The sequence below is a fragment of the Actinomyces sp. 594 genome, assembly GCF_019325145.1.
Taxonomy (GTDB): Bacteria; Actinomycetota; Actinomycetes; order Actinomycetales; family Actinomycetaceae; genus Actinomyces.
Genome location: NZ_PIZC01000034.1, coordinates 173,731 through 197,080, shown reverse-complemented (window position 1 = coordinate 197,080; position 23,350 = coordinate 173,731). Strand labels below are relative to the sequence as shown.

Sequence of the window (23,350 nt, the reverse complement as noted above, 5' to 3'; positions counted from 1 at the left end):
TAGTCGCCAAGCGCCCTCGCACGACGCAACAGCTCAATATGCCCGTAGTGCAACAAATCGTAGGTGCCGTAAGTGATGACGCGCTTCATGGGGCCTCACATGGGTAATGGGTAGCCTATCCACGATCGAGTACTTACTACGCCAGGGCTAGCATGTCGATCGCGACGTGATGATTCTACCCAAGGCGCAGTACCTTGCCTCCCCTGTGACTGCGCTTACAGGATCACGAAACGGCGCCAATCCGCGACTACAGGCGAGGCTGGCGTGCCTGCTGCGTCAGGCGGACGCACCGCGCCGACTGGTAGGCACGTTCTGCCTCCGCGCCGTGCGCCACGTAGCCGCACACCAGCCCCCAGTACGCGGCGGCCGCAGGCGAGTCGGTGAAGGGCACACGCGTATACAGGCTCGCTATCCGTCCAGCCCCTGTCACCGCCACGGCCTCCTCGCCCTTCCACAGCAGCATACGGGCGCGTGCCGCCGCACTCAGGTGCGGCCACGGCGCCCGCCTGATCTGCTCGGAGTCGAGGCGCTCGACCAGACGACGCATCAACGCCTCGTGTTGTGCGGCGAGTCCGGGAATGCTGGGGGCCTCCCCGCGATCTACGACCCCGAAGTACCAGCCCAAGTCATACAGGACCGTCTTCTGCGCCCAGTAAGCACCCCCGGTCTCCTCCAGAAACGGCAGGTAACGGTCTACGAGCTGCTCAACGTACCGGCCGGGGCGGTCCCAAGCCGTCTGGACCGCCGAGTCGCCGGAGGCGCGCTTGTTGTAGTAGTAGACCGCGTCCGGAACCACCAGGCAGTACGGGTTCAGTACTCGCACTCTGCCTACATACACGCCGTCCTCGAAGGTCGGCGCCACCCGGTCCTCCGGGAAGCGGCAGCGCCGGGCAAGATCCCCACGCACCAGCACCTCGTGGGTGGATAGCTGCACCACATCCGAGGACCGGCGCACGTCCACGCTGCGCACCCCCCGCCGGAACCGGAAGTCGAGGGGGTGGGGGACGGTCGCCCCCCGCTGGCGGATGAGCGTACGGCCAATGAGCATGCCCGCCCCCGCGTCATGCGCACCCAGCAGCGTTGAGATGAAGTCCGGGGCGAGCTCGTCGTCGGGATCGGGGAAGCCGATCCAGTCACCCGTCGCCTGAAGCAGCCCGAGGTTGCGAGCACGGCCCTGGCCACCGTTGTCCGTCTCGATCACCCGAGCGCGAAGATCCGTCCTCGCTGCCCACTTGCGGCACAGGACCGGGGAGTCGTCGCCGGCACCGTCCAGGACAAGTAGTACCTCCATCCGCTCATGCGGATAGTCCTGGGCGTCCAGGGAGGCGAGGAAGTCCGGCAGGTACTCGGCCACCCCGTACACCGCCACCACCAGGGAGACGGTCAGGTCCCGGCCAGTACGGCGACGGCGAGCAATTCCCACTAGATCGTCTCCTTCAGCAGCCGGTGCAGGATCCGCTCACAGGCCCCCGCATCCGGGATGATCAGCTCCGAGGCCGCATGCAGCCGACCCGCGCGCGCGTCCAACGCCGCCGCGAGCGCCTCCCCCAGGCTCGCAGCGGACACGGCGCCTGCCGCCACGTGCATACGGCGGTAGGCATCTGCGTCGGCGGTGCCGTCCGGACTCCAGACGATTGCCGCGGCCCCCAGCAGCATCGCGTCATCCAGTATCGAAGAGCGGTCCGAGACCACGGCCCACGCCCGCGACAACTGCTCGGGCACGTCCGTGCCGGTGGTCGTGGGTACCGCCAGGCCCCGAAACCACTCCGGCGTAGTCAGGGCGAGCTTTGGGTGCACGAACAACACCGCGTCTACCCCCGACTCCCTCAGGGCCTCGGCGAGTTGGAGCCACGGCGCGTAAAAGCCGGCGAGCAGGTCCGTGCGTCCAGGGTCCCGGTCCAGCGTCCTGGAAAGCCACGGACTCCAGGTGGGCGCCAGCACTACCCGATCGCGCTCGCGCCCGAGCAGGGCGTGCATGGCGTCATGGCGGGGGAAGCCGGTCAGCCATACCTCCCGGTCGGTGAGCAGGTAGGGGCTGTGGTCGGCGGTGATGGCGGTGTACTCGGCGCGGTGGGCGGTGATGAGCACGTCGATGCGGCGCGTGTTGAACCATCGCCACATGTGCCGCATGGTCACGCCGTGTTGCAGGAAGATCACCCGCTGGTCCCTGCGGGTTCCCGTGCCCACCAGGCGTGCGGCTACGACGGGGTCGCCGATGTCGGCCAGCAGCAGCGTGTCGGCCTGCGCCCAGGCGGTCTCAAATGCGGTCGTTCCCGGAGAGGCCAGCTCGAATCCCTCCGCCTCCAGACGCTCCCAGTCCGCACAGCGGCGGTCTATGGCGAACACGTGCCGGATGCCCGGCGCGTGCTCGCGCGCGTAGCGGTACAGGGGCTCGGCGTTGTCCCCGGCCGAGTCGTGCCGGTCCATGTACAGCCAGGTGCGGGGAGCACCCTGCGGCGTCACCGCCGACGCGTCCAGCCGTGGCATTCCCGCCTCCGCCCGAGTGGGCTCAGGCGCCGTACCACCGCGGTGGCAGACCAGTCGGGCCGTGCGACGTCGCAACGCCCGTAGCCTCCGTGTCAGGGCGCGCCGCACCCTGGTCACCGGTGCGGGCGGCGGCGACGGCGGGCGCCGCATGCCCCTGTATGGCACGGGGGTGACCTCGCGGCCGTCGATGACTGCCGTCAAGGTCCCCCTGGGGAGCCAGACGAGCCGCTCGTGCACGAGTACGCGATCGAAGTAGGCGTGGTCGACGATCTTCGTGCTCGTAGGCTCGGCCGGCGCACCGTCGACGTACCACTGCTCCCTAGGCGGGGAGCCGGTGATGAAGTAGGACACCTGGCGGTCGGCCCGGAAGGGGCGCTCCGACGGCAGCACGGGCTCGGGCAGGCGGGCGCCGGTAGCGGCCAGCAGTGCCGCCAGCCGGTTGAGAGCCACCGGCGTGGCGCAGTACGCCTCGACCTGGGCCGCCGGCACACGGGCAAGCACGCCGACCAGCAGCTCGGCAACGCGTGCGCGCTCGGCCTCGCCCAGCGCGTGGGCGGCGAAGCGCAGGCCCCGGTCTGCGTCGGTCACTTCGAGCAGGCGCGCCAGCACCAGCTGGTGCACCCAGGCGGGGAGCCCGCCCCGTTCCCCCGCCGCGGCGTACCAGGCGGGAATGTCCCGCTCCAGCACCTGGACGTACTCCGGCAGCGTGGACAGCGGCGGCGGCTCCTCCGGCCGGGGACGTTCGATCACACCCGGCCCGTCGTGCAGGCGTACCCGCTGGCCGGTGCCCGCGAGCAGGCGGATCAGCAGCGTGGCGCCGTCGGCGTCGGCCTCGTCCCAGGCCGGCAGGCCACCGGCGGGAACGTCCATGACCGCACCCGCCAGCCGCAGCGTGAACAAGTGCGGCTCAGCCAGCAGGCTGGAGTCGCGGGCCCCGTGGGCGAAGCGGGCCCGCAGCGGGTGGGTGTCCGAGACCTGGCCGTCAACCATCCGCTTGAGCGGCACCATGACCACCCCGGCGCGGCCACTCCCCGGCAGTTCCTCGGCCAGCCCCGGCTCGGGCACATCCCCCGCCCGCAGCACCAGCACCCGGCCGCGCAGGCCGGCGAGCACCCTGCGAGCGGCGGCCAGAGGCGTCTGCCCCACCACGGGCTCCAGGTCATGCTCCGCGAGCGCCGCGGCCTCCGCCGGGGTGGGACCGTCTGCGCCGACGCATACGGCGACGTCGCCGATCCCCTCGTCGGCCAGGCCGATGAGGGTCGTCTCCAGGTCCCCGCCGCCGTCGACAATGACTACCACGCGGAGACTCGTAGCACCACCGTGGAGGGCCCGCTCCCGGTCAGGAAAGGCAATACCGTTCTTCAAAGAAGCTCCTGCTCAGCACTCTCTGGGATCACGACCCGCCCATCCCGATCATTGCACCGAGCCGGGGATCTCCGCGTCACCGGGCGCGCCCCAGTGGGTGATGCGGCCGGTCGCCAGCACCTCGGCGGAGGAGATGCCCCAGGTGTGGGCCGGTCCGGTGCCGCGGCGCTGCACGAAGCCGAAGCGGGAGGCGGAGTACATGCGGGCACCGGCGGCGGACGCCCGCTTGAGGAAGCCGGTGTCCTCCCCAATGGTGGTGTCCGGGAAGCCCGCCTCGCGCGCCAGCCCCGTGGTGGCCACCAGCGTCGGCCCGGACAGGAAGGCCGTGTAGCGGTGCTCCCACTCGGGGAAGCGCAGGACCACGGCGTTCTCACCCTCCAGGTGGACGAAGTGGGCGTGCTTGCCCACCACCTCGGCGCGGGCGTAGTCGGCGGCGGCCAGGGACTCGAACAGGTAGTAGTCGCCGTACAAGTCGTCATCATCCAGCTTGGCGATGAAGTCGGCATCCACGCGCCCCAGCATGCGGTTGTAGTTGGCCCCCAGCGAGTCGTCGGCCTCACCCACAACCCAGTCCACCTCCAGGCCCAGCTCGCGGGCGCGGGCGCGGGCAGCGTCCGGCGCCTCAAAGCCGTGGGTGAGGATGATGGGCCGCAGCTCGACGTGCTGCTGGCGGGCGAGGGTATCCAGTACGCCGTCCAGCCGCTCCGGGCGAATCGTTGATACCAGCGGGGCGATGGTGGGGCGGCGGTAGACCCGCTCCCCCAGGCCGACCGCCTCCAGCACCTGGTCCACGCGGGCGGTGTAGGTATGCCGCAGCCAGATCTCCCGCTGCGCCAGGTAGGTCATGCGGTCACGCAGCTCGGGATTGCTCACCAGGGCCCGCTCGGCCCAGTAGGCCTCCTTGCGGTCACCGACTACGGCGAGCGTCCCGGCGGGCAGGAAGCGCCCGGTAGCGGGCGACGGCATGGTCACCACCGGGGTGCCGCAGGCGGTGATCTCAAAGATCCGGCGGGCGAACATGGAGGGGCTGGAGACCACCGAGTTGACGTTCAGGAACACCTTGTAGCCACGGTAGGCGGACAGCATCTCCGGGTAGCTCAGCGAGCCGCGCACGAAGGCGTCGTAGGGGGCGGGGAACTGGTAGTTCGCGTCGGCGCCGAGGTAGCGGGAGAAGATGTCCAGCCCCCGCTCCAGCTTCGGGGCGGCATCCACGGCGGCACCCAGCAGCGCCTCCATCTGCTCGCGCCGCTCGGGGTACTTGTGGGCGAAGTACATGCCGGCGAAGGCGATATCCCGCAGCGGGACGGGGCGGCCGTCGTCGTCGCACAGGCGCACCGGGTTGTGGATGGTGGGCTGGGCGGCGAAGGGCAGCACGCCGATGCGGTCATGGCCCAGCTCGGCCCGGTAGCGGTCCAGGAGAGTCTCATCCGTGGTGAGCACCCAGTCGAACAGGCGGGCGGTCGCGATCGCCTCGTCATAGTGGGCGGGGTCCTCCTTGTTCCAAAACACCGTGGGAATGCCGGCGGCGCGGGCGTGCGCAACCAGTTCCCGCAGGTGGGTGGAGGGGCCGTTCCTGCCGATCACCTGGTAGCGCCAGGCATCCCCGTTGCCGTGCCACGCGGATTCCACGAACAGCAGGTCAATCGGCTCAGCGGCGATCTGCTCGCGCCACTCGGCGGGGGTCAGCGCCACGGGCCGCCACTCGTACTGGAGTGCGAGGGCGGTGAACTCGTCCGCGATCACGCCGACGGTCAGGTCGTGGCGGGGCGGGGCGGCGTCGGGCGCGGGAACCTCCCAGGCAGGGAAGGCGACCTGCCCCTTGCGGGCGCGGCGGCCCCGTGCGGGGCGCGCCCAGGCACTCGCCCGCCGCCTACGCCGGAACTCCCTGACCCCGGCGATTCCACCGTGGCGGGCATGCCACAGGGTCTTGCGGGCCGTGCGGAACAGGTCACTCATGGGGCTCCTCCTCGCCGGGGCGGGTCGGCACCGCACCCGGCAGCACCGTATCGATCCAGGCGCACACGGCGTCCAGGCTCGCGCGAATAGGTGCGGGATCCACCACCGCGGGCACCGGGCCGGCGGCCAGCAGCTCGGCCGCGCGGGCCTGCACCTGCGCCTGGGTACGGGTGACGGGCAAACCCGAGTCGGCCGGCCAGTCCCGGTAGAAGCCCCGCTCCCGATCCCGGTACGCCTCCAGGTCGGGCAGGTGCAGTAGGGCCGGGCGGCCGGTCAAGGCCCAGTCGAACACCACCGAGGAGTAGTCGGTGATGAGCAGGTCGGAGGCCAGCATCAGGTCCTCGATACTCGGGTAGCGGCCCACGCCGATCACGCGGTCAGCATGGGCCCGCAGTGAGTTCATATGGTGGCTGCGCAATAGCACCACGGCGCCGGTAGCGCGGGCCAGGGCGCCGGCGTCCAGTAGCTCCGAAGCGTCCTGATGGGGCCGTCGCAGTCCCTCCCGCCAGGTCGGGGCGTACAGGATGACGGGTTCGGCCGGACCGATGCCCAGTTGTGCACGCACGCGCCCTGCCTTGGCCTGCCCGCCCAGGAGGCCGGTGTTGCGCGGCTGCTCACCCACTAATACCTGCCCGGCGTATCCCAGCCCGTGGCGAAGGTCCGCCGCTGCCGCCGGGGACTGGGCCAGCAGGAGGTCCCACTGGGGCGCCTGCCGGGCCATCAGGCGCCGGTAGGGCAAGGTGACGGAAGTGGGAGGGGCGTCGTTGAGCAGCCGCTTGATGGGGGTGCCATGCCAGGTCTGCAGGAGGCGCTGCCCGGGGTCCTTGGTGAACCAGTGGGGCAGGTGGTCATTGACCACGAGCAGGCGGGCGGTCCGCAGGGCGCGGAACCACTCGGGAGTGCCGACGACGATCGGTGTGGCCCCGGCCGGCACGGAAACCGTCCCGTCCCGCACGGATACCCAAAGCGGCACGGGCGTGGAGCGGGCGATGAGCTCATCGCGGATGGCACCGGGATTGTCACCTGCGGACTTGCCGCTGAAGGTCTCGAAGAAGATCCCGGGCACGAGCGGCCCCCAGTCCTCCTCGATCAGCAGGCGGCGGCCGTACCGGGACCGGTACTGCGGGTCAACCGGTGCGATGATACTCATTTCCAGGCCCCCGTCCGCCTGGGGGCGCAGGCGTACGCGGCGGACGCGCCCGGCCAGCTCGGTCGGGGGCCCGTCCAGGGCGGCACCGGTGACGCAGCGCCCTTCACTGCCCGCTGCGGACCAGCGCAGGACGAAGCCGCCGGAGGGCAGACTCGGGTCCGCCAGGTCCAACTCCGCCGCCCAGCCACCGGCGGCAACGGTCGTGGTGAGCGGGAAGCGTCCGCTGGAGGCGGCGGCGGTGATCGCCAGGTCAGCGGGGACTGGGCCGGGACCGCCGACCCGGAGCCGTCCGCCGTCCAGGCTGGCGCGGGCGACGCTCACCCCGTCCGGGGCGAGCCCCCCGGCACCGGGTGGCGCCTCCCCCGCGGCCGAGGGGCGAATGACTAGTGCCCCGCCGTCGGCTGCGGCGCTCCACCCCGTGGCCGACGCGCGCGGGCGACGCGTGCCCAGTGGTGGCGGCACCGGCTGCTCCAGCAGCCGGCCGGCTACCCGCAGGCGCAACTGCACCCGCATGGGAGCGGAAGGTATACCCGCCAGGCTGACGGTCGCGCGGTAACCCGAGCCGGTGTAGCTGCGCCAGGGGTCCTCGGCCTCCAGGTCCGCGAGCGGCGCAGCAATACGCTCGACGTCGGCGCGGGCGACCTCCCGGCCGTCCACGCCTATCAGGACTACCTCGGGACCGGGATCGGCGCAGGGGTCTACGCCCGGCACATATGCCCAGCCCTCCAGCAGGAGCCCGTCCTCACCAATCCACCGGCATGCCCGCAGCACCTGGTGGATGCGCAGATCGGCATCCGTGACGGCGCGGACCTGCGCGGGAACGGGCGCGATCCGCTCAAGCACGGGCGGATCGGCGCGCAGCCCGCCCGCCGCAGCAGTCAGGGGAACGGCAGGCGTGTCCTCGTAACGGGACGCCAGCACCTCAAGCAGATCGGCCGAGCCTGCGTGCCCAAGGACCCACAGCAGCAGGCGGTCGGAGAAGGGCAGCGCGCCCCACGCGACGGTGTCCGCGTCCGGGAGGGCGCTGCGGGTCACCGCGCGCAGCCGCTCCACCGCATCATCGGGCTGGGCCGGCGCCCCGGCAGCCAGGTCGACTAGCGCGCGGCCGTGCAGGACACCGAGCAGGGCCTCGCCCCCACCCGCCAGTAGCCGCCGGTCGGCGGCGATCGCGCTCGCAACCGCGCTCAGGTCCGCATCCCAGCCGGGTTTCGGCACGGCGCCGACCAGGACCAGGTCCGCAGGCTCAACCAGGACCGGCTGGGCACCAAGGACAAGACGGAGTGCGGCGGTGCGGGCGGCCTCCTGCGGGGCGGCGTCCCCGATCCCGGCCGCCGCAGTGACCCAGGCGCTCGCGGGGGCAACCACTCTGCCGGGGATGAAGCCATCCAGTAGCTCCGGAGCGGAGGTGATGCTGGTCAGGCGGCGCGGCTCCGGCACGCCGGGCCCGGGCCCCTGGGCGAGTGGCCGGGCTCCCCCGAGGTGAACCTCGCCGTCGGCGGGTATCGTCCCGTAACCGTCGCGGGCCGCGGCGTCGGACGCAGACATGATCGTCAGCATCCGGCCCCGTGCCGCCTCCAGGACCGTTCCCAATCCCCCCTCAATCACGCGGACGCGGCGGTTGCGGCGGGCGAGCGCTCCGAGCGCCTCCCGCTCAGGGGGAGGGCAGGAATCCATGACAAGAGCGAGAACCTCGCCATCCACCGACTGCTGGTTCAGCAGGGAGCGTGCGGCGCGCGCCACGCTGGCGTTGGCGCCGACCAGCAGCACTACGCTCAGAACCGGCCGGCGGCGCCGAGCCAGCAGCCGCAGCGTGCTTTGAATCCCCATGGCGTCGTTGCTCCCGGGCCGCTTAGCGGGTCAGCGCCAGGCGCCGCGCGTATCGATCACACGCTTGCCGTCCAGCAGTGACCGGTCCAGTGCCTTGAAGTCCTTGTGGTCTACCAGCAGTACCACAACGTTCGCAGCGGCAATCGCCTCCCGGTAGTCCGCGAGCGAGATGTTCCCTGCGGCGGCGAGCGACGCGGGCAGCTCGGTGATATTCGGTTCGGCGGCCAGAATCCTGGCCTCGGGCAGCAGCGCCGCCAGCTCCCGCGTCACCGACAGGGCCGGGGACTCCCGCAGATCATCCACGTCGGCCTTGAAGGCCAGTCCCAGGGCCGCGATAGTCGGCGACTCCAGTCCCGCCACGGCCTCCCGCACGCGCCCGACCACGTGCCTAGGCTTGGAGTCGTTGACGTCGCGCGCCGCGTGAATCAGTCTTGCCTCATCCGGCGCGGCAGACACGATGAACCAGGGGTCCACGGCGATACAGTGACCACCAACCCCGGGGCCGGGCTGCAGAATATGCACCCGCGGGTGCAGGTTCGCCAGCTCGATCAGCTCCCACACATCGATCCCGAGCTTCTCGGAGATGATCGACAGCTCATTGGCGAAGGCGATGTTCACGTCCCGGAAGGCGTTTTCCGTCAGCTTGGCCAGCTCCGCCGTGCGGGCGTCCGTCAGCCGCAGCTCGCCCGTGCAGAAAGTGGCGTACAGATCACGGGCCAGCTCCGCCGCCCGCGGCGTGAGGCCGCCGATGATCCGCGAGTTAGTGATCATCTCGGTCATGATCCGCCCCGGCAGCACCCGCTCCGGGCAGTGCGCGAAGTGCACCACCGGCCTGTCCCCGGATCCGTCCAGCGACAGGTCCGGCCGCTGCCCCAGGATCAACTGCGCCATGTGCTCGGTGGTCCCCGGAGGGGAAGTCGACTCCAGCACCACCAGCTCACCACCCGTCAGGTGGGGCGCAATCTCGCGCGCCGCCGCCTGAATGTAGGACAGGTCCGCCTCATGTTCACCGGTCCTGCCCTGCTTGAACGGCGTCGGCACCGCCACGATGTACACGCCCGCGGCCGGCATCTGCACCTGTGCGCGCAGCCGCCCCCGGGCAACCCCTTCGGCCACGGCCTCGCCCAGGCCCGCCTCCACGAACGGCAGCTCTCCCCGGTTGACCGCGGCGGCACGCTCTTCCGACACGTCCACCCCGATCACCTCGGCCCCGGCGCGCGCCAGTACGGCCGCCGTCGGCAGGCCGATATAACCGAGTCCAACCACGCAGATCGAGGTCATGTGGGGGCCATCTCCTAAGGATCGACCACGACCAAAGGTGACCCCCTGGTCGGTGGGTTGCTTACAGCCTAGATGATCGCACTTAGTTGCGAAGTCACCAAGATTGCTCATTGCCACAGCCGGGACTGGCTTTGTGGCACAGACGGGCCGTCAGTTCACCGTGGCCGGAAGCAGGGTGACGGCGTCGGGGTTCTCCTCCAGGTAGTCCGCAACCGCGTCCTTCTGGAAGGCCTCGAACAGGGGGGCGTCGGCCTCGGCATCAAGCAGGACGATCGACTGCCCGTCCGCGCTCGTACCCGTGCCGGAAGTGGGAACGGTCATGAAGTTGATGTCCGTGGAGTGGATGCCGCGCAGAGCCAGGGCCAGCGACTGCATCTCATTAATCGTGAAGCCCTCGTCCACGGCCAGGGTCTCGGTGACCGTGGTCAGGAAGGAGTACAGCTTCCCCGGGTTGGACAGGATGCCGTTGTTCAGCACGGCCCCGACCATGGCGCGCATCCAGGCCTGCTGCCGGTTGACGCGGTCGAAGTCGCCGCCGGGCAGGCTCTTGCGCTCGCGCGCGTAGGCGAGTGCCTGCTCCCCGTTGAGCAGCTGCCCGCCGGGCTCGAACTCGGTTCCAGCCAGCGTCTGGGGCGTCTTGAGGTTGATCGTCACGCCGCCAATTGAGTCCGTAATAGCGCTGAAGGACTCGAAGTCCGCTACCACGAAGTGGTCGATGCGCACCCCGGTGAGCTGCTCGACAGTCTGAATGGTCAGGCTCGGACCGCCGTAGGAGAAGGCTGCGTTGATCTTGTTCTCCCCGTAGCCGGGGATGTCCACCCAGGAGTCACGCGGGATCGACATGACGGAGACGTCCTCGCGATCACCGCTGACCTGCACCAGCATGATCGCATCGGTGCGCTGGGCGCCGGCCTCCCACTGGCTGGGGTCTCCGGCGCTGATACGTGAGTCGGAGCCGAGCACGAGGATGTTTGTGGCCGGGTCCTCGGCGTCCTGCTCCGGGGCGCGAGCGCCGGAGTCAATTGACGCGAAGGGGTTGCCGATCGTCTCGATGTTGGCCGCCAGCCGGCTGCGCAGCCACAGGCCCCCCGCGGCTGTGCCCGCGACGAGCACCGCCACGACCGCGAGCACGGACACCAGCCCGATGCGCCAGCGGCGCCCGCTACCGCTCTTGCCGGAGCCATCGCTCGCGGAGTCGGTCCGCCCGACGCCGCCGAGCACGTCATCATTCGCATTTCCGCGAGCGGCATCGTCTGCGCGCTGCTCGTTATCGCTCATAAGTCAATCTGACCACACCGAGCGGGGCGGGGAGCCGCGCAGCCGTGGGGATCGGATCACAAGCCGGTTGCGACGTCAGGCCAGGCGGTACATCCAGTCGTAGGGGTCCTCCAGGCGCCCGTACTGGATGCCCGTCAGGCGCTCGTAGATCTCGTGCGTGACTTCGCTGCCCTCAATGGCAACGTCGAATCCCTCACCCTTGAGCCGCCCGAGCGGGACAACGACGGCGGCGGTGCCGCAGGCGAAGACCTCGCGCACCCTTCCTGATGAAATGTCCTCCAACAGGCTCTCCAGGGGGATGGTCTCCTCCACCACCCTACGGCCGGAGTCCTTGAGCAGGCGAATGATGGCGCTGCGGGTGTTCCCTTCGAGGATGGTGCCGGTCAGGCGCGGGGTGCGCACGGTGCCGTCGGCGTCCACCACCATCACGTTCATGCCGCCGAGCTCCTCCAGGTTCTTCCCGGTGACGTCATCGAGGAAGCAGACCTGGTCGCAGCCCTGAGCGTCGGCCTCCTGCTGCGGCAGCAGGGAGGAGGCGTAGTTTCCGCCGGTCTTGGCGAATCCGGTTCCGCCGCGCCCGGCCCGGTGGTAGTCCTGTGACACCCAGATGGAAATGGGCTGCAGGCCGTTGGTGAAGTAGGCGCCCGACGGCGAGGCGATGACGTAGTAGTCAATGGTGCTGGCGGCGTGCACGCCGAGGAAGGCCTCGGAGGCGAAGGCGTATGGCCGCAGGTACAGGGACTCCCCCTCCCCCGAGGGCACCCACTCGGCGTCGGCACGCACCAGGTCCACCAAGGAGGCGATGAAGTCCTCCTCGGGCAGTTCGGGGACGGCCATGCGGCGGGCCGACAGATTCATCCGGGCGGCGTTGTAACGAGGCCGGAAGGTCCAGATCGAGCCGTCGGCGTGGCGGTATGCCTTAATGCCCTCGAAGATCTCCTGCGCGTAGTGCAGCACGGCTGCGGCGGGTGAGAGGGTCAGGTCCGCGAAGGGAACGATGGCGTGCTCCGCCCAGCCGCCCTCCTGGGTCCAGCGGGCGTGAGCCATGTGGTCGGTGAACACCCTGCCGAAATGCAGATCGGTGAGGGCCTGGGCGCGCTCGGCGTCGCTGGCCGGGTGCGGGTGCGGCTGCCGGGGGAAGCGGCCGGCGAGGGAGTCGGCTGGAGGGACCGGGACAGCGGCGGCGCGAGCCAGAGGCGTCTGGAGGGAATCGGGCGTGGAAGCGGCGGCTGGGGTCACAGACATACCGGCACTGTACCGCCGTTCCACTGCCCGGAAGGACATCTCTCAAATGCTGGTTCGGCCGATCCTGTGTGCCATGCACAGAAGCGAGCGGACACACGCGCTGTTGACTCAGACGCTCCCACCCGGTCCTCCCGCGCCCGCACCGGGAGGGCCCCACCACCGCCCCATGCACCGCAGCGTCAACGGTCATCTCGCGCCCGCACCGGGAGGGCGACCTCCGCCTCCGCCGCGAGCCGCCCGGGCTGGCGTACTGCACCCGCCCGGGAAGGCGCCTGGGGTCTGGCGCGCCGGCTTCAGCCCCGCACTGCGGCCGTGACGGCGTCCCCGATCTCGCTGGTGGTGCGCACCAGCGGGGCTCCGGCGGCCTCGGCTACGGCCCGGGCGGCCATGTCTGCGTCCACGGCCGCCTCCACCCTGGCGGCCGCCTCCGTCATGCCCAAGTGGCTGAGCATCATGGCTACGGCGGAGATAGTGGCGACCGGGTCGGCCTTGCCCTGCCCGGCGATGTCCGGGGCGGAGCCGTGGACCGGCTCGAACATGGAGGGGAACTCCCCGGCCGGGTTGAGGTTGCCCGAGGCCGACAGGCCAATGCCGCCGGTGATGGCGCCGGCCTCGTCGGTGAGGATGTCGCCGAAGAGGTTGTCAGTGACGATCACGTCGAAGCGGCCCGGGTCGGTGACCAAGTAGATGGTGGCGGCGTCAACGTGGGCGTAGTCCACCTTCACCTCCGGGTACTCGGCGCCGACCTCCTCAACGGTGCGGCGCCACAAGTGGCCGGCGTTGACCAGCACGTTGTGCTTGTGCACCAGGGTGAGGTGGTGGGCGGGGCGGGCCTGGGCGGTCTCGAAGGCGTAGCGCACCACGCGCTCGACCCCGTAGGCGGTGTTGACGCTGACCTCGGTGGCGATCTCCTGCGGGGTGCCGGTGCGCACGGTGCCGCCGTTGCCGCAGTACAGGCCCTCGGTGCCCTCGCGCACCACCACGAAGTCGATGTCTCCCGGATCAGCCAGTGGAGTGGCCACGCCCGGGTAGTACTTGGAGGGCCGCAGGTTGACGTAGTGGTCCAGTTCGAAGCGCAGCCGGAGCAGCAGGCCGCGCTCGAGCACGCCGGAGGGGACCGATGGGTCGCCGACGGCACCCAGGAGGATCGCGTCGTGAGTCTTGATGTCCTCCAATTCGGCGTCCGCAATGGTCTCGCCGGTACGGTGCCAGCGCTCGGCACCCAGGTCGAAGTCGGTGGTCTCCAGGGTGACGCCGCTACCTTCCAGGGCGGCCCGGAGCACCTTCAGGCCCTCGGGCACCACCTCCTTGCCGATGCCGTCGCCGGGGATCACTGCAAGTCTGATGGTCTGCGTCATGCGGCGACCCTAAGCGGATCGGTCGTCGCCCCGGGCGGGCATCTCAGATAGCGGCGAGCGGTTGGCGGGCCCGCCAGCAGGCACTGCGCCGCTCCTGCCGACCCCACGGTGCCGACCAGTCCGCGGCGCGCCGTCACCACGGCACCGTTGCATGACCCCGGGCGATACTCGCCGTCGCCACGACGCCGTTGCACGACCCCGGGCGATACTCCACGACCTTGGTGCGTGTTGCACGACCCTGGGGAGGTCGTGGAACACGCACCAAGGTCGTGCAACGCATGAGCGCAGCCACCACGAACCGGGGCACCCGCGCTACTGATAGCTCAGGTGCTGCCGGTTCCTGACCACGGCGGACTCGAGCTCCTTCTCGAGCCTCTTCCAGGCCTCCAGATGCTTGACGTCACCATCTATCCGGATCTGGCCGACGAGTTTCGAGCGCTTGCGTTCAAAGGCGTTCACCGTCATGAAGCGAGAACGGTCCCGGTTGAGGTACTCCTTCAGCGTTCGCTTGGGGTCCGCCAGATCCTCGATCCCGGCCAGCCGAAATCCTTGCCGCGACGCCCAAGGTTGAAAGGACTCCTCCTTCGACCACAGGTCCGCCAGCACCCACGCCTCGGTCATCGTCACCGGGATCACCGGCACGACGCGGTCGTCGCCCGGGGAACGGCACTCCTTGATCCGAGCCTCTATGCCTACGTTGTCGGCGTCGCGGTGCACGAAGATCAGGTCATACGGATCTTCTGCCAACGCCTTGATCTTCTCCTCAGCATTATTCGGCCGCCGCCCAGTCCATCCGTGCGGTTCAAGGTTCACGTCGGCACCGGGACGCATGCTCATGAGCAGCCGCTCGAGTACCTTAGCTAGCCCGTTGTCGGAGGTTCCCTCGCCGATGAAGGCGCACTGCCAGTACTCAGTCATCGGTCTCCTCTGGCGCCGAGGGGTTGTACAGGAAGGCGAAGAGCTTAGAGCGCGACACCGGCGCCGAGCTCCGCGGACGGTCGTCCGAGCCCTCCCACCGCTCGGACCGCCAGGTTCCCGGCAGCGGATTGAAGGTCACGGACTCCGTGATGCACCCATCGGGCTCTCGGCGTCGCCATGGCACCGCGCACAGCACGTCGTCGGCGTGGTCCCGCATGACATCCTGGACCAGGTAGGGCGAATGCGTGTTGACGAGGACCTGCCCGGCGTGGCCGTCACGGGCTTCCGTCACGGAGCGCAGCAGTTCGAGTATGTCAGCGATCTTGGCGGGGTGGAGGCCGTTCTCCGGCTCCTCGATTGCGATGAGGCTCTGGCCGGTATCCAGTACCGCGAGAGCGGCGAGCGCGATCAGACGCAGGGTGCCGTCGGAGAGGCTGCGCGCAGATAGCTCGGGCCCGTCTCCGATCCTGGCACGCAGTTCCAGGTAGTCACCGTTGGGGACCACCCGCAGCTCGCGCATCTCAAGGAACGGAGCCACAGCATCAATGATGTCCTGGTAGACCCGGCCGCCGTCCCGAGCGGCACGCCGGTAGAGGGCCGAGGCCAGGTGCGCTCCCGATGCGGTGATGTCCGCCTCCTCGTCACGGTCGTCCGAGCGACGTAGGGCGGAGGGCTCGAGGGACAGAAAGCGCCACGAGCGCATCTGCTCCGCGACAGCAGCCAACACCCTGGAACCACCGCCCCAGTTTTGAGAATCGCCCAGCGTTGTTCTTATGCCGAAGCCGCTGTGATACCGCACCGGGTCACCATCTCCGCCAGGGGCAGATAGAGGCGCGTCTTGGAGGACAAAAACCACGTCAACATCCTCCACCCACTCCTCCAAATGACCACCTTCGTGCGTGCCAACAGTCATGGGTACTTGGTCTGTCCAGATGTAGTTCACAGCATCGTCGAGCGAGACTAGGCGTTCCTCGGACAGGAAGACAGAGGTGTCGCCATCGCGTTCATTGACGCGGAACTCCACCTCGTAGCGGAACCTCTCGGCGCGCGTCGGGACCCGTGGCGGCCCCGACCGGGGATCGCGCGGCGCCATCTGCCCGGGCCGCGTCACGTCGACGTCGGCAGTGACCTCCGCAGCAAGCCGAACCGTGTGCCCGTCGGCGAGCGACTCGGGTGGGAAGAGCACGCGCAGCGGCGTCTTCTGACCGCCATCGGAACGCAGCCGGCGGAATGCCTCGCGGTACGGGTACTGGACGAGGAGGCTGAGCAGCTCGATCGCGTCGAACAGGTTGGACTTCCCAACGCCATTTGGCCCAGCGATCACAGTCATCGGACCGAAGTCAACGGCAACGTCCCGGAGGTTCTTGAACCCCGAGACCTCAATCCTGTTCAGCACGGCCTCGGCTCCTTCCCACGGCCTGACACCGATTGCAGACCAGGATAGCAACCGCGTTAACCGAACCGTATTTGGACGAGGACGCCCCCATCCGCACGCCTCATCCTCTTACCTCACGCGGGCTCTTCAGGTACGCCAGCACCGCACTGCGCGGAACCGGGCGGATGCCGTCGCCGCCGTCCCGGCCACGGCTGCGCCACGACCCCTCCAGGGGCCGGAAGTCGGCGACTCGCAGCTGTGAACCGTCCCCGCTGCGCACCGTACGCGCAACCGCGCAGAGCAGCTCGGCGTCGTCGGCACACTGGAACAGGTAAGGAGAATGCGTGTTCACGATGACCTGGCGCAAGTGCTGCGAAGTGGGCTCGGACAGGTCATGCAACAGGTTGTACAAGTCGGCGATCTTGGCGGGGTGGATACCGTTCTCCGGCTCCTCCAGGCACAGTAGCCCCGAGTAGTCGGGGGCGGCGCCGATGGCGGCCAGCGCGAGCGAGCGCAATGTCCCGTCAGACAGAGCCCGCGCGGGAAGCTCGGGTGAGTCCCCAACCTGGGCGCGCAGCTCCAGGGCCTGCCGCACGGGATCCTCCCTGACCGACAGGCTGCGGATGTCAACCAGGGCGCTGACGGCGTCACGCACCCGCCGGAGCACCGCGCCGTCCCGCCCGGACGCAAGATCCTGGCGGTACAGGGAAGCCGCCACGTGCGCCCCTGAGGCAGAAATAGCGCGCCGCTCCATTAAGTCGTCGGGTGAGCGCATGGCACTGGGCTCCAGGGCCAGGAATCGCCACGACGCCATTTCGGTACGCGCAGCGAGGATAGTCGGGTACTCGGCACTGGCGACGGCGGACAGGACAGTTCGCTGAGCGCCGTCGGCAAGAACTTGGCGCGCTCTTCCCGAGGCCTCGCGGTGCACCATCACCACTCCGCTGCCGCCAGCGACTTCGTAGTTCATGAAGAAGCCGTTGGAGTCGTCCCGCCGGGAGGGGATAAACCGGCGGCAGAGATCCGCTTCCGGGAAAAGGAGTGGGCGTGTGCTGTCGTTCAGCGGGCGCAGCCGCTCCCCCGCCAGCCGCAGCCGCAGGCCCCCTGGCACCGAGGCGTCGCGGTGTACCGCGATCTTCACCTCGTAGCGCACATATCCGCATGACGGCACCACCGCCTGCCCGAACTCGTCCTCCGCCCGCGGGGGCAGGATCATCTCCGCGGCCAGGGTCAGGTGACCGCGTCCGGCCAGCACTTCTGCCGCCAGTAGAGCGCTGGCGTCGAACTGCTGCTGAGCCGTGGGGCGCACCTGCGCACAGGCATCGTGGAACGAATTGCAGCTGAGCAGGGAGAGGAACTCCAGCGCATTGAGCAGATTCGATTTTCCCACCGCGTTCGGGCCAGTGATACAGGTGAATGGGCCGAAGTCGACCGCCACACCTACGAGATTCTTGAATCCTGTCACCTCGAAACGGGTTAGCACACTTACGCCCCCATCATCTCCTACCGGCAGCTCGCACAGTTTATCCTCAGGCAGGCGCCCACACGCCCACATACGGCAGCGTGGTCAAAACGCTACATTAAACGCCTTCTAAAACGATGAATTCCGGGAAAAATAAGGGGCGGCGGGCCGCAGCCCGCCGCCCCACTGGGAAGCAATTACCGGCTCACCGGACCAGTCCGCCGCCGCGGGCCGACTCCGCCGCCCCGCGCGGTTGCACCTGACCGGATGCCGACCCCGCCCGTCGGCTCAGCGTGCGGCCGAGCCCTCGGTGTAGTCCTTGTCCAGGTCGGCGCGCCAGGCGAACATGGAGCGCACCTCGCGGCCGGTGGCCTCGATCGGGTGTGCCTCGCCCTCGGCCCGCAGCCGCTTGAACTCCGGTGCGCCGGCGGCCTGGTCGTCCATGAAGCGCTTGGCGAAGGAGCCGTCCTGGATGTCGCCCAGGACCTCCTTCATGTGCTCCTTGACGTCGGGGGTGATCACGCGCGGACCGGAGATGTAGTCGCCGTACTCGGCGGTGTCGGAGCAGGACCACCGCTGCTTGGAGATGCCGCCCTCGTTGATCAGGTCGACGATCAGCTTGAGCTCGTGGCAGACCTCGAAGTAGGCCATCTCCGGCTGGTACCCGGCCTCGACCAGCGTCTCGAAGCCGTACTGGATCAGCTTGGACACGCCGCCGCACAGGACGGTCTGCTCGCCGAACAGGTCGGTCTCGGTCTCCTCGCGGAAGGTGGTCTTGATAGCGCCGGCCCGGGTGCCTCCAATGGCCTTGGCGTAGGACAGCACCAGCGGCCAGGCCTGACCGGAGGCGTCCTGCTGGACGCACACCAGCACGGGCACGCCGCGGCCGGCCTCGAACTCGCGGCGCACGGTGTGACCGGGGCCCTTGGGGGCAACCATGACCACGTCGATGTCCGCGGCTGGGGTGATGTAGCCGAAGTGGATGTTGAAGCCGTGTGAGAACAGCAGGGCGGAACCGGACTTGAGGTTGGGCTCGATCTCCGTCTTGTACAGCTCGGCCTGCACCTGGTCAGGGGCCAGGACGACGGTGACGTCGGCCTCAGCCACGGCCTCGGCGATCGGCTTGACGGTCAGGCCGGCCTCCTGGGCCTTGACGACGGAGCGGGACCCCTCACGCAGGCCGACGACGACCTCCACGCCGGAGTCGCGCAGATTCAGGGCGTGTGCGTGTCCCTGCGAGCCGTAGCCGATGACGGCCACCTTCTTGGACTGGATGACCGACAGGTCGGCGTCGTCGTCGTAGAACTTCTCAGCTGCCATAGTGGGTTCTCACTTCTCCTTGAGTTGATCGGTGATGGAACGGGGGCCGCGGGAAATCGCGACCGCACCGGACTGGACGATCTCCTTGACCCCGTGGGGGGCCAGGGCGTCCAGGAGGGCCTTGACCTTGGACTCCGAGCCTACGGACTCGATGACCACCGAGGTTGGGGACACGTCCACGACGTGCGCCCGGAACAGGTCAACGATCTGCAGCACGGCGGTCCGGTTGGAGTCGTCGGCACGCACCTTAATCAGGTACAGCTCGCGCCCGACCGAGGTGTCCGGGTCCAGCTCGACGATCTTGATGACGTTGACCAGCTTGTTCAGCTGCTTGGTCACCTGCTCCATGGCCGGGCCCTCGGCGTCGGCGATCACCGTGATGCGCGAGATGTCCTCGTGCTCGGTGGGGCCGACCGCCAGGGAATGGATGTTGAAGCCACGGCGGGTGAACAGGGCCGACACGCGGGTGAGCACGCCGGGCTTGTTCTCCACCAGGACTGACAGCGTGTGCTTCTCGCTCACGGTCTCACTCCTCCTCCCACGCCGGGCTCATGCCCCGCGCGTGCTGGATCTCGTCGTTGGACACGCCCGCGGCGACCATGGGCCACACCTGGGCGTCGGCGGACACGATGAAGTCGATGACGACGGGCCGGTCATTGATGGCGTTGGCCTGGGCGATGACGTCGTCGACGTCCTCGAGCCGCTCGCAACGCAGGCCGACGGCCCCGTAGGCCTCGGCGAGCTTGGCGAAGTCGGGGATGCGCTCGGTGCCGGCACCGGTGTGCAGGTCCGTGTTGGAGTAGCGCTCCCCGTAGAACAGGGTCTGCCACTGGCGGACCATGCCCAGGGACGAGTTGTTGATGATGGCGACCTTGATGGGGATGTTGTTGAGCGTGCAGGTCGCCAGCTCCTGGTTGGTCATCTGGAAGCAGCCGTCGCCGTCGATCAGCCACACGGGCCGGTCAGGGCAGGCCTCCTTCGCCCCCATGGCAGCCGGCACTCCGTAGCCCATGGTGCCGGCGCCGGCGGAGGTCAGCCAGGAGTGGGGCTGGTTGAAGTGGAGGTAGTGGGCGGCCCACATCTGGTGCTGGCCGACGCCGGTCACCCAAATGGTGTCCTCCGCGGCCGCCTTGTCCAGGTGGGTGATGACCTCCTGCGGCTGGAGCAGTCCGTCGTCGGTGTCGGTCCAGTCGGTGGGGTAGGTGGCGCGAATATGCGCGACCTCGGTCAGCCACTGGTCGATTTCGGTGCGCGGCTCGGCGGCGAACTGCTCGCGGCAGGCGGCGGTCAGCGCGGGCACGACATCCTTCAGGTCCCCCACGATGGGGATGTCCGCGGAGCGGATCTTGGAGATCTCGGCCGGGTCGATGTCCACGTGGATCACGGCGGCGTGCCGGGCGAAGGTGTCCGGCTTGCCGGTGACGCGGTCGTCGAAGCGGGCGCCGAGGGTGATGATCAGGTCGGCGCGCTGCAGGGCGCCGACGGCGGCGACGGTGCCGTGCATGCCGGGCATGCCCAGGTTGAGCTGGTGGTCGGTGGGCAGCACGTCCAGGGCGGTCAGCGTCGTCGTGAAGGGGGCGCCGACGAGCTCGACCAGCTCCTTCAGCTGCTCAGCCGGCACGCCGGCGCGGCTGAGGCCACCACCCAGGTAGAAGACGGGGCGCTCGGCGGAGGCGATTGCCTCGGCGGCCTGGGCGATGCGCCGCTGGTTGGGTCTGCCCGGCAGGCTGTAGCCGGGCAGGTCCATGCGTGGGGGCCAATGGAACTCGGTCTGCCCGACCTGGGCGTCCTTGGTGAAGTCCAGCAGGACGGGGCCCGGGCGGCCGGTCGCGGCCAGGTGGAAGGCCTCCGCTACGCGGCCGGGGATCTCGTCGGGCGAGGTGACCAGGAATGAGTGCTTGACGAAGGGCATGGTCGAGCCGACGATGTCCGCCTCCTGGAAGGCGTCGGTGCCGATCGCGGCGGAGCCGACCTGCCCGGTGATGGCGACCATGGGCACAGAGTCCATGTGCGCGTCACCGATCGCGGTGACCAGGTTGGTGGCGCCGGGGCCGGAGGTGGCCACGCAGACGCCGACCCTTCCGGTGGCCATGGCGTAGCCCTCGGCGGCGTGCCCGGCGCCCTGCTCGTGGCGCACCAGCACGTGGCGGATCTTCTCGCTGGCCAGCAGCGGGTCGTAGAAGGGCAGGATCGCGCCTCCGGGCATGCCGAAGATGTCGGTAACGCCGATCTCCTCCAGGGAACGCACGAGTGCCTGCGCACCCGTCATTACTTGTCGGTCCTGGCCCGGGGAGCCTGTGTCACGAACCATCGTCCGCCCTCCTATCCGTGAGATCCGTTTGCTTACACGTTTACTGACCGGTGTACCGGCCGGTGTGGGAGGAACCGTATGCCGAGCTGCGGGCCGCCGTCGATTTCACCACCCGTGATCTCACATATTGGAATCACGGACGACGCCGGGGGTCCGCTACCCCCGCTCCGAAACGACCAGGCACAGGACGCAACCTCAACCGGCCGCGGCGGCAGCGTGGGCCGCGGCTCCCGGACGGGCGGCGGCGCTAGGGGCCCCTGCGAGGAATGTCAGATGTCTCTCGTATGCGCGCGGTCTTTGGTCCATGCAGCTGAATCCACGCGGATGCCAGAATGCCCTAGTCAACTGCTCATCTGCGCGGCCGACGGCGCAAGCACCGGCGTCGGCCCAGGACAACTGGAAGGCGGCACCTCCACGTGGTCATCGGACTGCTCAATGCCCTGGCCGAGAACCCTGTACTCATCCTATTCCTTCTAATCGGCGTCGGGATGCTAGTCGGGCGCATCAAGGTCGGCGGGGTCAGCCTGGGGGCGGCGGCCGTCCTCTTCGCCGGGATCATCCTGGCCGCCTGGGGCACTGCCGAGGGCATCGTCATTGAGATCCCCGCCCAGATGGGCACGCTGGGGCTGGCGATCTTCACCTTCGCCATCGGTATCCAGTCCGGGCCGAACTTCTTCCACGTGCTGCGCACTGCGGCCGGCCCGCTCGCGATCATGCTGGCGGTACTGGTGGTGGGTGCAGCGGCCGGCCTGGGGGTGGGCCGCTCGCTGGGAATGAGCCCGGCGATGATCGCCGGGACCTTCGCCGGAGCGCTGACGAATACGCCGGCGCTGGCCGCCGCCGGCGGTGCGGCCACGGCCGCGGGCAATCCTGACGGCATGGCGATCGCCACGGTCGGCTACGCGGTCGCCTACCTGTACGGCGTGATCGGCATGCTGTTCTTCTGTCTATTGGCGCTGCGCTACCGCCGCTCGGACAAGGACGCCCCCTCCCCCCTGGTCAACCGCACCGTGCGCGTTGAGCGCGAGGACGCCCCGCAGCTGGGGGACATTGCCGAACGCGTCAGCGGGGAGATGAAGTTCTCGCGCCTGCGCCGCGGCGAGACGGGCCCCATCACCCGCCCGACCCCGACCGACAAGATCTACAAGGATGACCTGATCACCGTCGTCGGCACGCAGGACGCCGTGAACCAGGTCATTCACGAGATCGGGCACCCCTCCTCCCACTCCCTGATCGAGGACCGCCGCTACCTGGACTTCCGCCGCATCACCGTGTCCGACCCCAAGCTTGCCGGGCACACCTTGGCAGACCTGGACGTCGACCACCGGTTCGGCGCCACGATCTCCCGGGTGCGCCGCGGGGATGTGGACATGGTGGGCACCCCGGACCTGGTGCTCCAGCAGGGCGACCGTGTGCGCGTGGTCGCGCCGACCAGCCGGATGGCGGAGCTGTCCAAGTTCTTCGGCGACTCCGCGCATGGTCTGTCCTCCATCAACCCGGTGGCGATGGGGCTGGGCATGGCCGTGGGGATCATCATTGGTGAGTGGGCGATCCCGCTGCCCGGGGGATCTACCTTCTCCATTGGTGCGGCTGCGGGCACGCTGATCGTTGGCCTGGTCTTCGGCCGCATCGGCCGTGTCAAGGGGTTTGTGACGGCGATGCCGTTCACCGCGACGGCGGTGCTCTCCGAGCTGGGTCTGCTGGTGTTCCTGGCGCAGGCGGGTACGCGCGCGGGCGGGCAGATCGCTAACGCTTTTACGGGCGGCGATTGGTGGAAGATCCTGATCACCGGTTTTGTCATCACGACGATTGTGGGCTTTGGAATGTATGCGTCCATGCGGTGGATCGTGAAGATGGGCGGTACGCGCCTGTCCGGCCTGCTCGGTGGCCTGCAGACGCAGCCGGCGGTGCTGGCATTCGCCAACGAGCGCACCGGCGCGGACCCGCGTGTGGCGCTCGGCTACGCCATGGTCTACCCGGTAGCGATGATCGTGAAGATCTTCATCGCCCAGTTCCT

The 23,350-nt window shown here is 69.1% G+C and carries 16 protein-coding genes; 1 reads left to right on the top strand and 15 read right to left on the bottom strand.

Annotated features, from left to right (window positions below):
- The 15 genes from GZ998_RS05270 to GZ998_RS05200 all read right to left on the bottom strand — a co-directional run.
- A partial coding sequence (locus tag GZ998_RS05270; protein WP_219108243.1) for an adenylyltransferase/cytidyltransferase family protein occupies positions 1 to 89 on the bottom strand: 89 nt, incomplete at its 3' end.
- Between the two features lie 158 nt (positions 90 to 247).
- A complete protein-coding gene (locus GZ998_RS05265) occupies positions 248 to 1,423 on the bottom strand; it encodes a glycosyltransferase family 2 protein (RefSeq protein ID WP_219109235.1) in 1,176 nt (391 codons plus the stop codon).
- Positions 1,423 to 3,852, bottom strand: coding sequence for a CDP-glycerol glycerophosphotransferase family protein (locus GZ998_RS05260; RefSeq protein ID WP_219109234.1), 2,430 nt, complete (start codon positions 3,850 to 3,852; stop codon positions 1,423 to 1,425). Before GZ998_RS05260 ends, GZ998_RS05265 begins: the two co-directional genes overlap by 1 nt.
- A 48-nt stretch (positions 3,853 to 3,900) precedes the next feature.
- Positions 3,901 to 5,808: a glycosyltransferase gene (locus GZ998_RS05255; RefSeq protein ID WP_162678623.1), complete on the bottom strand. Its 1,908-nt coding sequence runs from the start codon at positions 5,806 to 5,808 to the stop codon at positions 3,901 to 3,903.
- Entirely contained in the window at positions 5,801 to 8,785 is a 2,985-nt protein-coding gene (locus GZ998_RS05250; protein WP_219109233.1) for a CDP-glycerol glycerophosphotransferase family protein, read from the bottom strand. Before GZ998_RS05250 ends, GZ998_RS05255 begins: the two co-directional genes overlap by 8 nt.
- A 30-nt stretch (positions 8,786 to 8,815) precedes the next feature.
- On the bottom strand, positions 8,816 to 10,066 hold the full coding sequence (wecC, locus tag GZ998_RS05245) for a UDP-N-acetyl-D-mannosamine dehydrogenase (protein ID WP_219109232.1): 1,251 nt from the start codon (positions 10,064 to 10,066) through the stop codon (positions 8,816 to 8,818).
- Between the two features lie 150 nt (positions 10,067 to 10,216).
- Positions 10,217 to 11,344, bottom strand: coding sequence for an LCP family protein (locus GZ998_RS05240; RefSeq protein ID WP_162678620.1), 1,128 nt, complete (start codon positions 11,342 to 11,344; stop codon positions 10,217 to 10,219).
- 75 nt (positions 11,345 to 11,419) lie between these two features.
- On the bottom strand, positions 11,420 to 12,589 hold the full coding sequence (locus tag GZ998_RS05235) for a branched-chain amino acid aminotransferase (RefSeq protein ID WP_162678619.1): 1,170 nt from the start codon (positions 12,587 to 12,589) through the stop codon (positions 11,420 to 11,422).
- 293 nt (positions 12,590 to 12,882) lie between these two features.
- On the bottom strand, positions 12,883 to 13,947 hold the full coding sequence (locus GZ998_RS05230; RefSeq protein ID WP_161924534.1) for a 3-isopropylmalate dehydrogenase: 1,065 nt from the start codon (positions 13,945 to 13,947) through the stop codon (positions 12,883 to 12,885).
- 312 nt (positions 13,948 to 14,259) lie between these two features.
- Positions 14,260 to 14,865, bottom strand: coding sequence for a DUF4276 family protein (locus GZ998_RS05225; protein WP_219109231.1), 606 nt, complete (start codon positions 14,863 to 14,865; stop codon positions 14,260 to 14,262).
- The gene (locus tag GZ998_RS05220) at positions 14,858 to 16,261 is read right to left on the bottom strand and encodes an AAA family ATPase (RefSeq protein WP_219109230.1); all 1,404 of its coding nucleotides are present in this window, start codon (positions 16,259 to 16,261) and stop codon (positions 14,858 to 14,860) included. The genes GZ998_RS05225 and GZ998_RS05220 overlap by 8 nt, the downstream gene beginning before the upstream one ends.
- A gap of 100 nt (positions 16,262 to 16,361) precedes the next feature.
- On the bottom strand, positions 16,362 to 17,705 hold the full coding sequence (locus tag GZ998_RS05215; protein ID WP_219109229.1) for an AAA family ATPase: 1,344 nt from the start codon (positions 17,703 to 17,705) through the stop codon (positions 16,362 to 16,364).
- A gap of 285 nt (positions 17,706 to 17,990) precedes the next feature.
- On the bottom strand, positions 17,991 to 19,022 hold the full coding sequence (gene ilvC, locus GZ998_RS05210) for a ketol-acid reductoisomerase (RefSeq protein WP_162678616.1): 1,032 nt from the start codon (positions 19,020 to 19,022) through the stop codon (positions 17,991 to 17,993).
- Between the two features lie 9 nt (positions 19,023 to 19,031).
- A complete protein-coding gene (gene ilvN, locus GZ998_RS05205) occupies positions 19,032 to 19,544 on the bottom strand; it encodes an acetolactate synthase small subunit (RefSeq protein ID WP_073327221.1) in 513 nt (170 codons plus the stop codon).
- A gap of 4 nt (positions 19,545 to 19,548) precedes the next feature.
- Entirely contained in the window at positions 19,549 to 21,333 is a 1,785-nt protein-coding gene (locus tag GZ998_RS05200) for an acetolactate synthase large subunit (RefSeq protein ID WP_161924539.1), read from the bottom strand.
- A 416-nt stretch (positions 21,334 to 21,749) separates the two neighbouring features.
- On the opposite strand from GZ998_RS05200, the gene GZ998_RS05195 reads away from it, so the two are divergent.
- A partial coding sequence (locus tag GZ998_RS05195; protein ID WP_219109228.1) for a TrkA C-terminal domain-containing protein occupies positions 21,750 to 23,350 on the top strand: 1,601 nt, incomplete at its 3' end.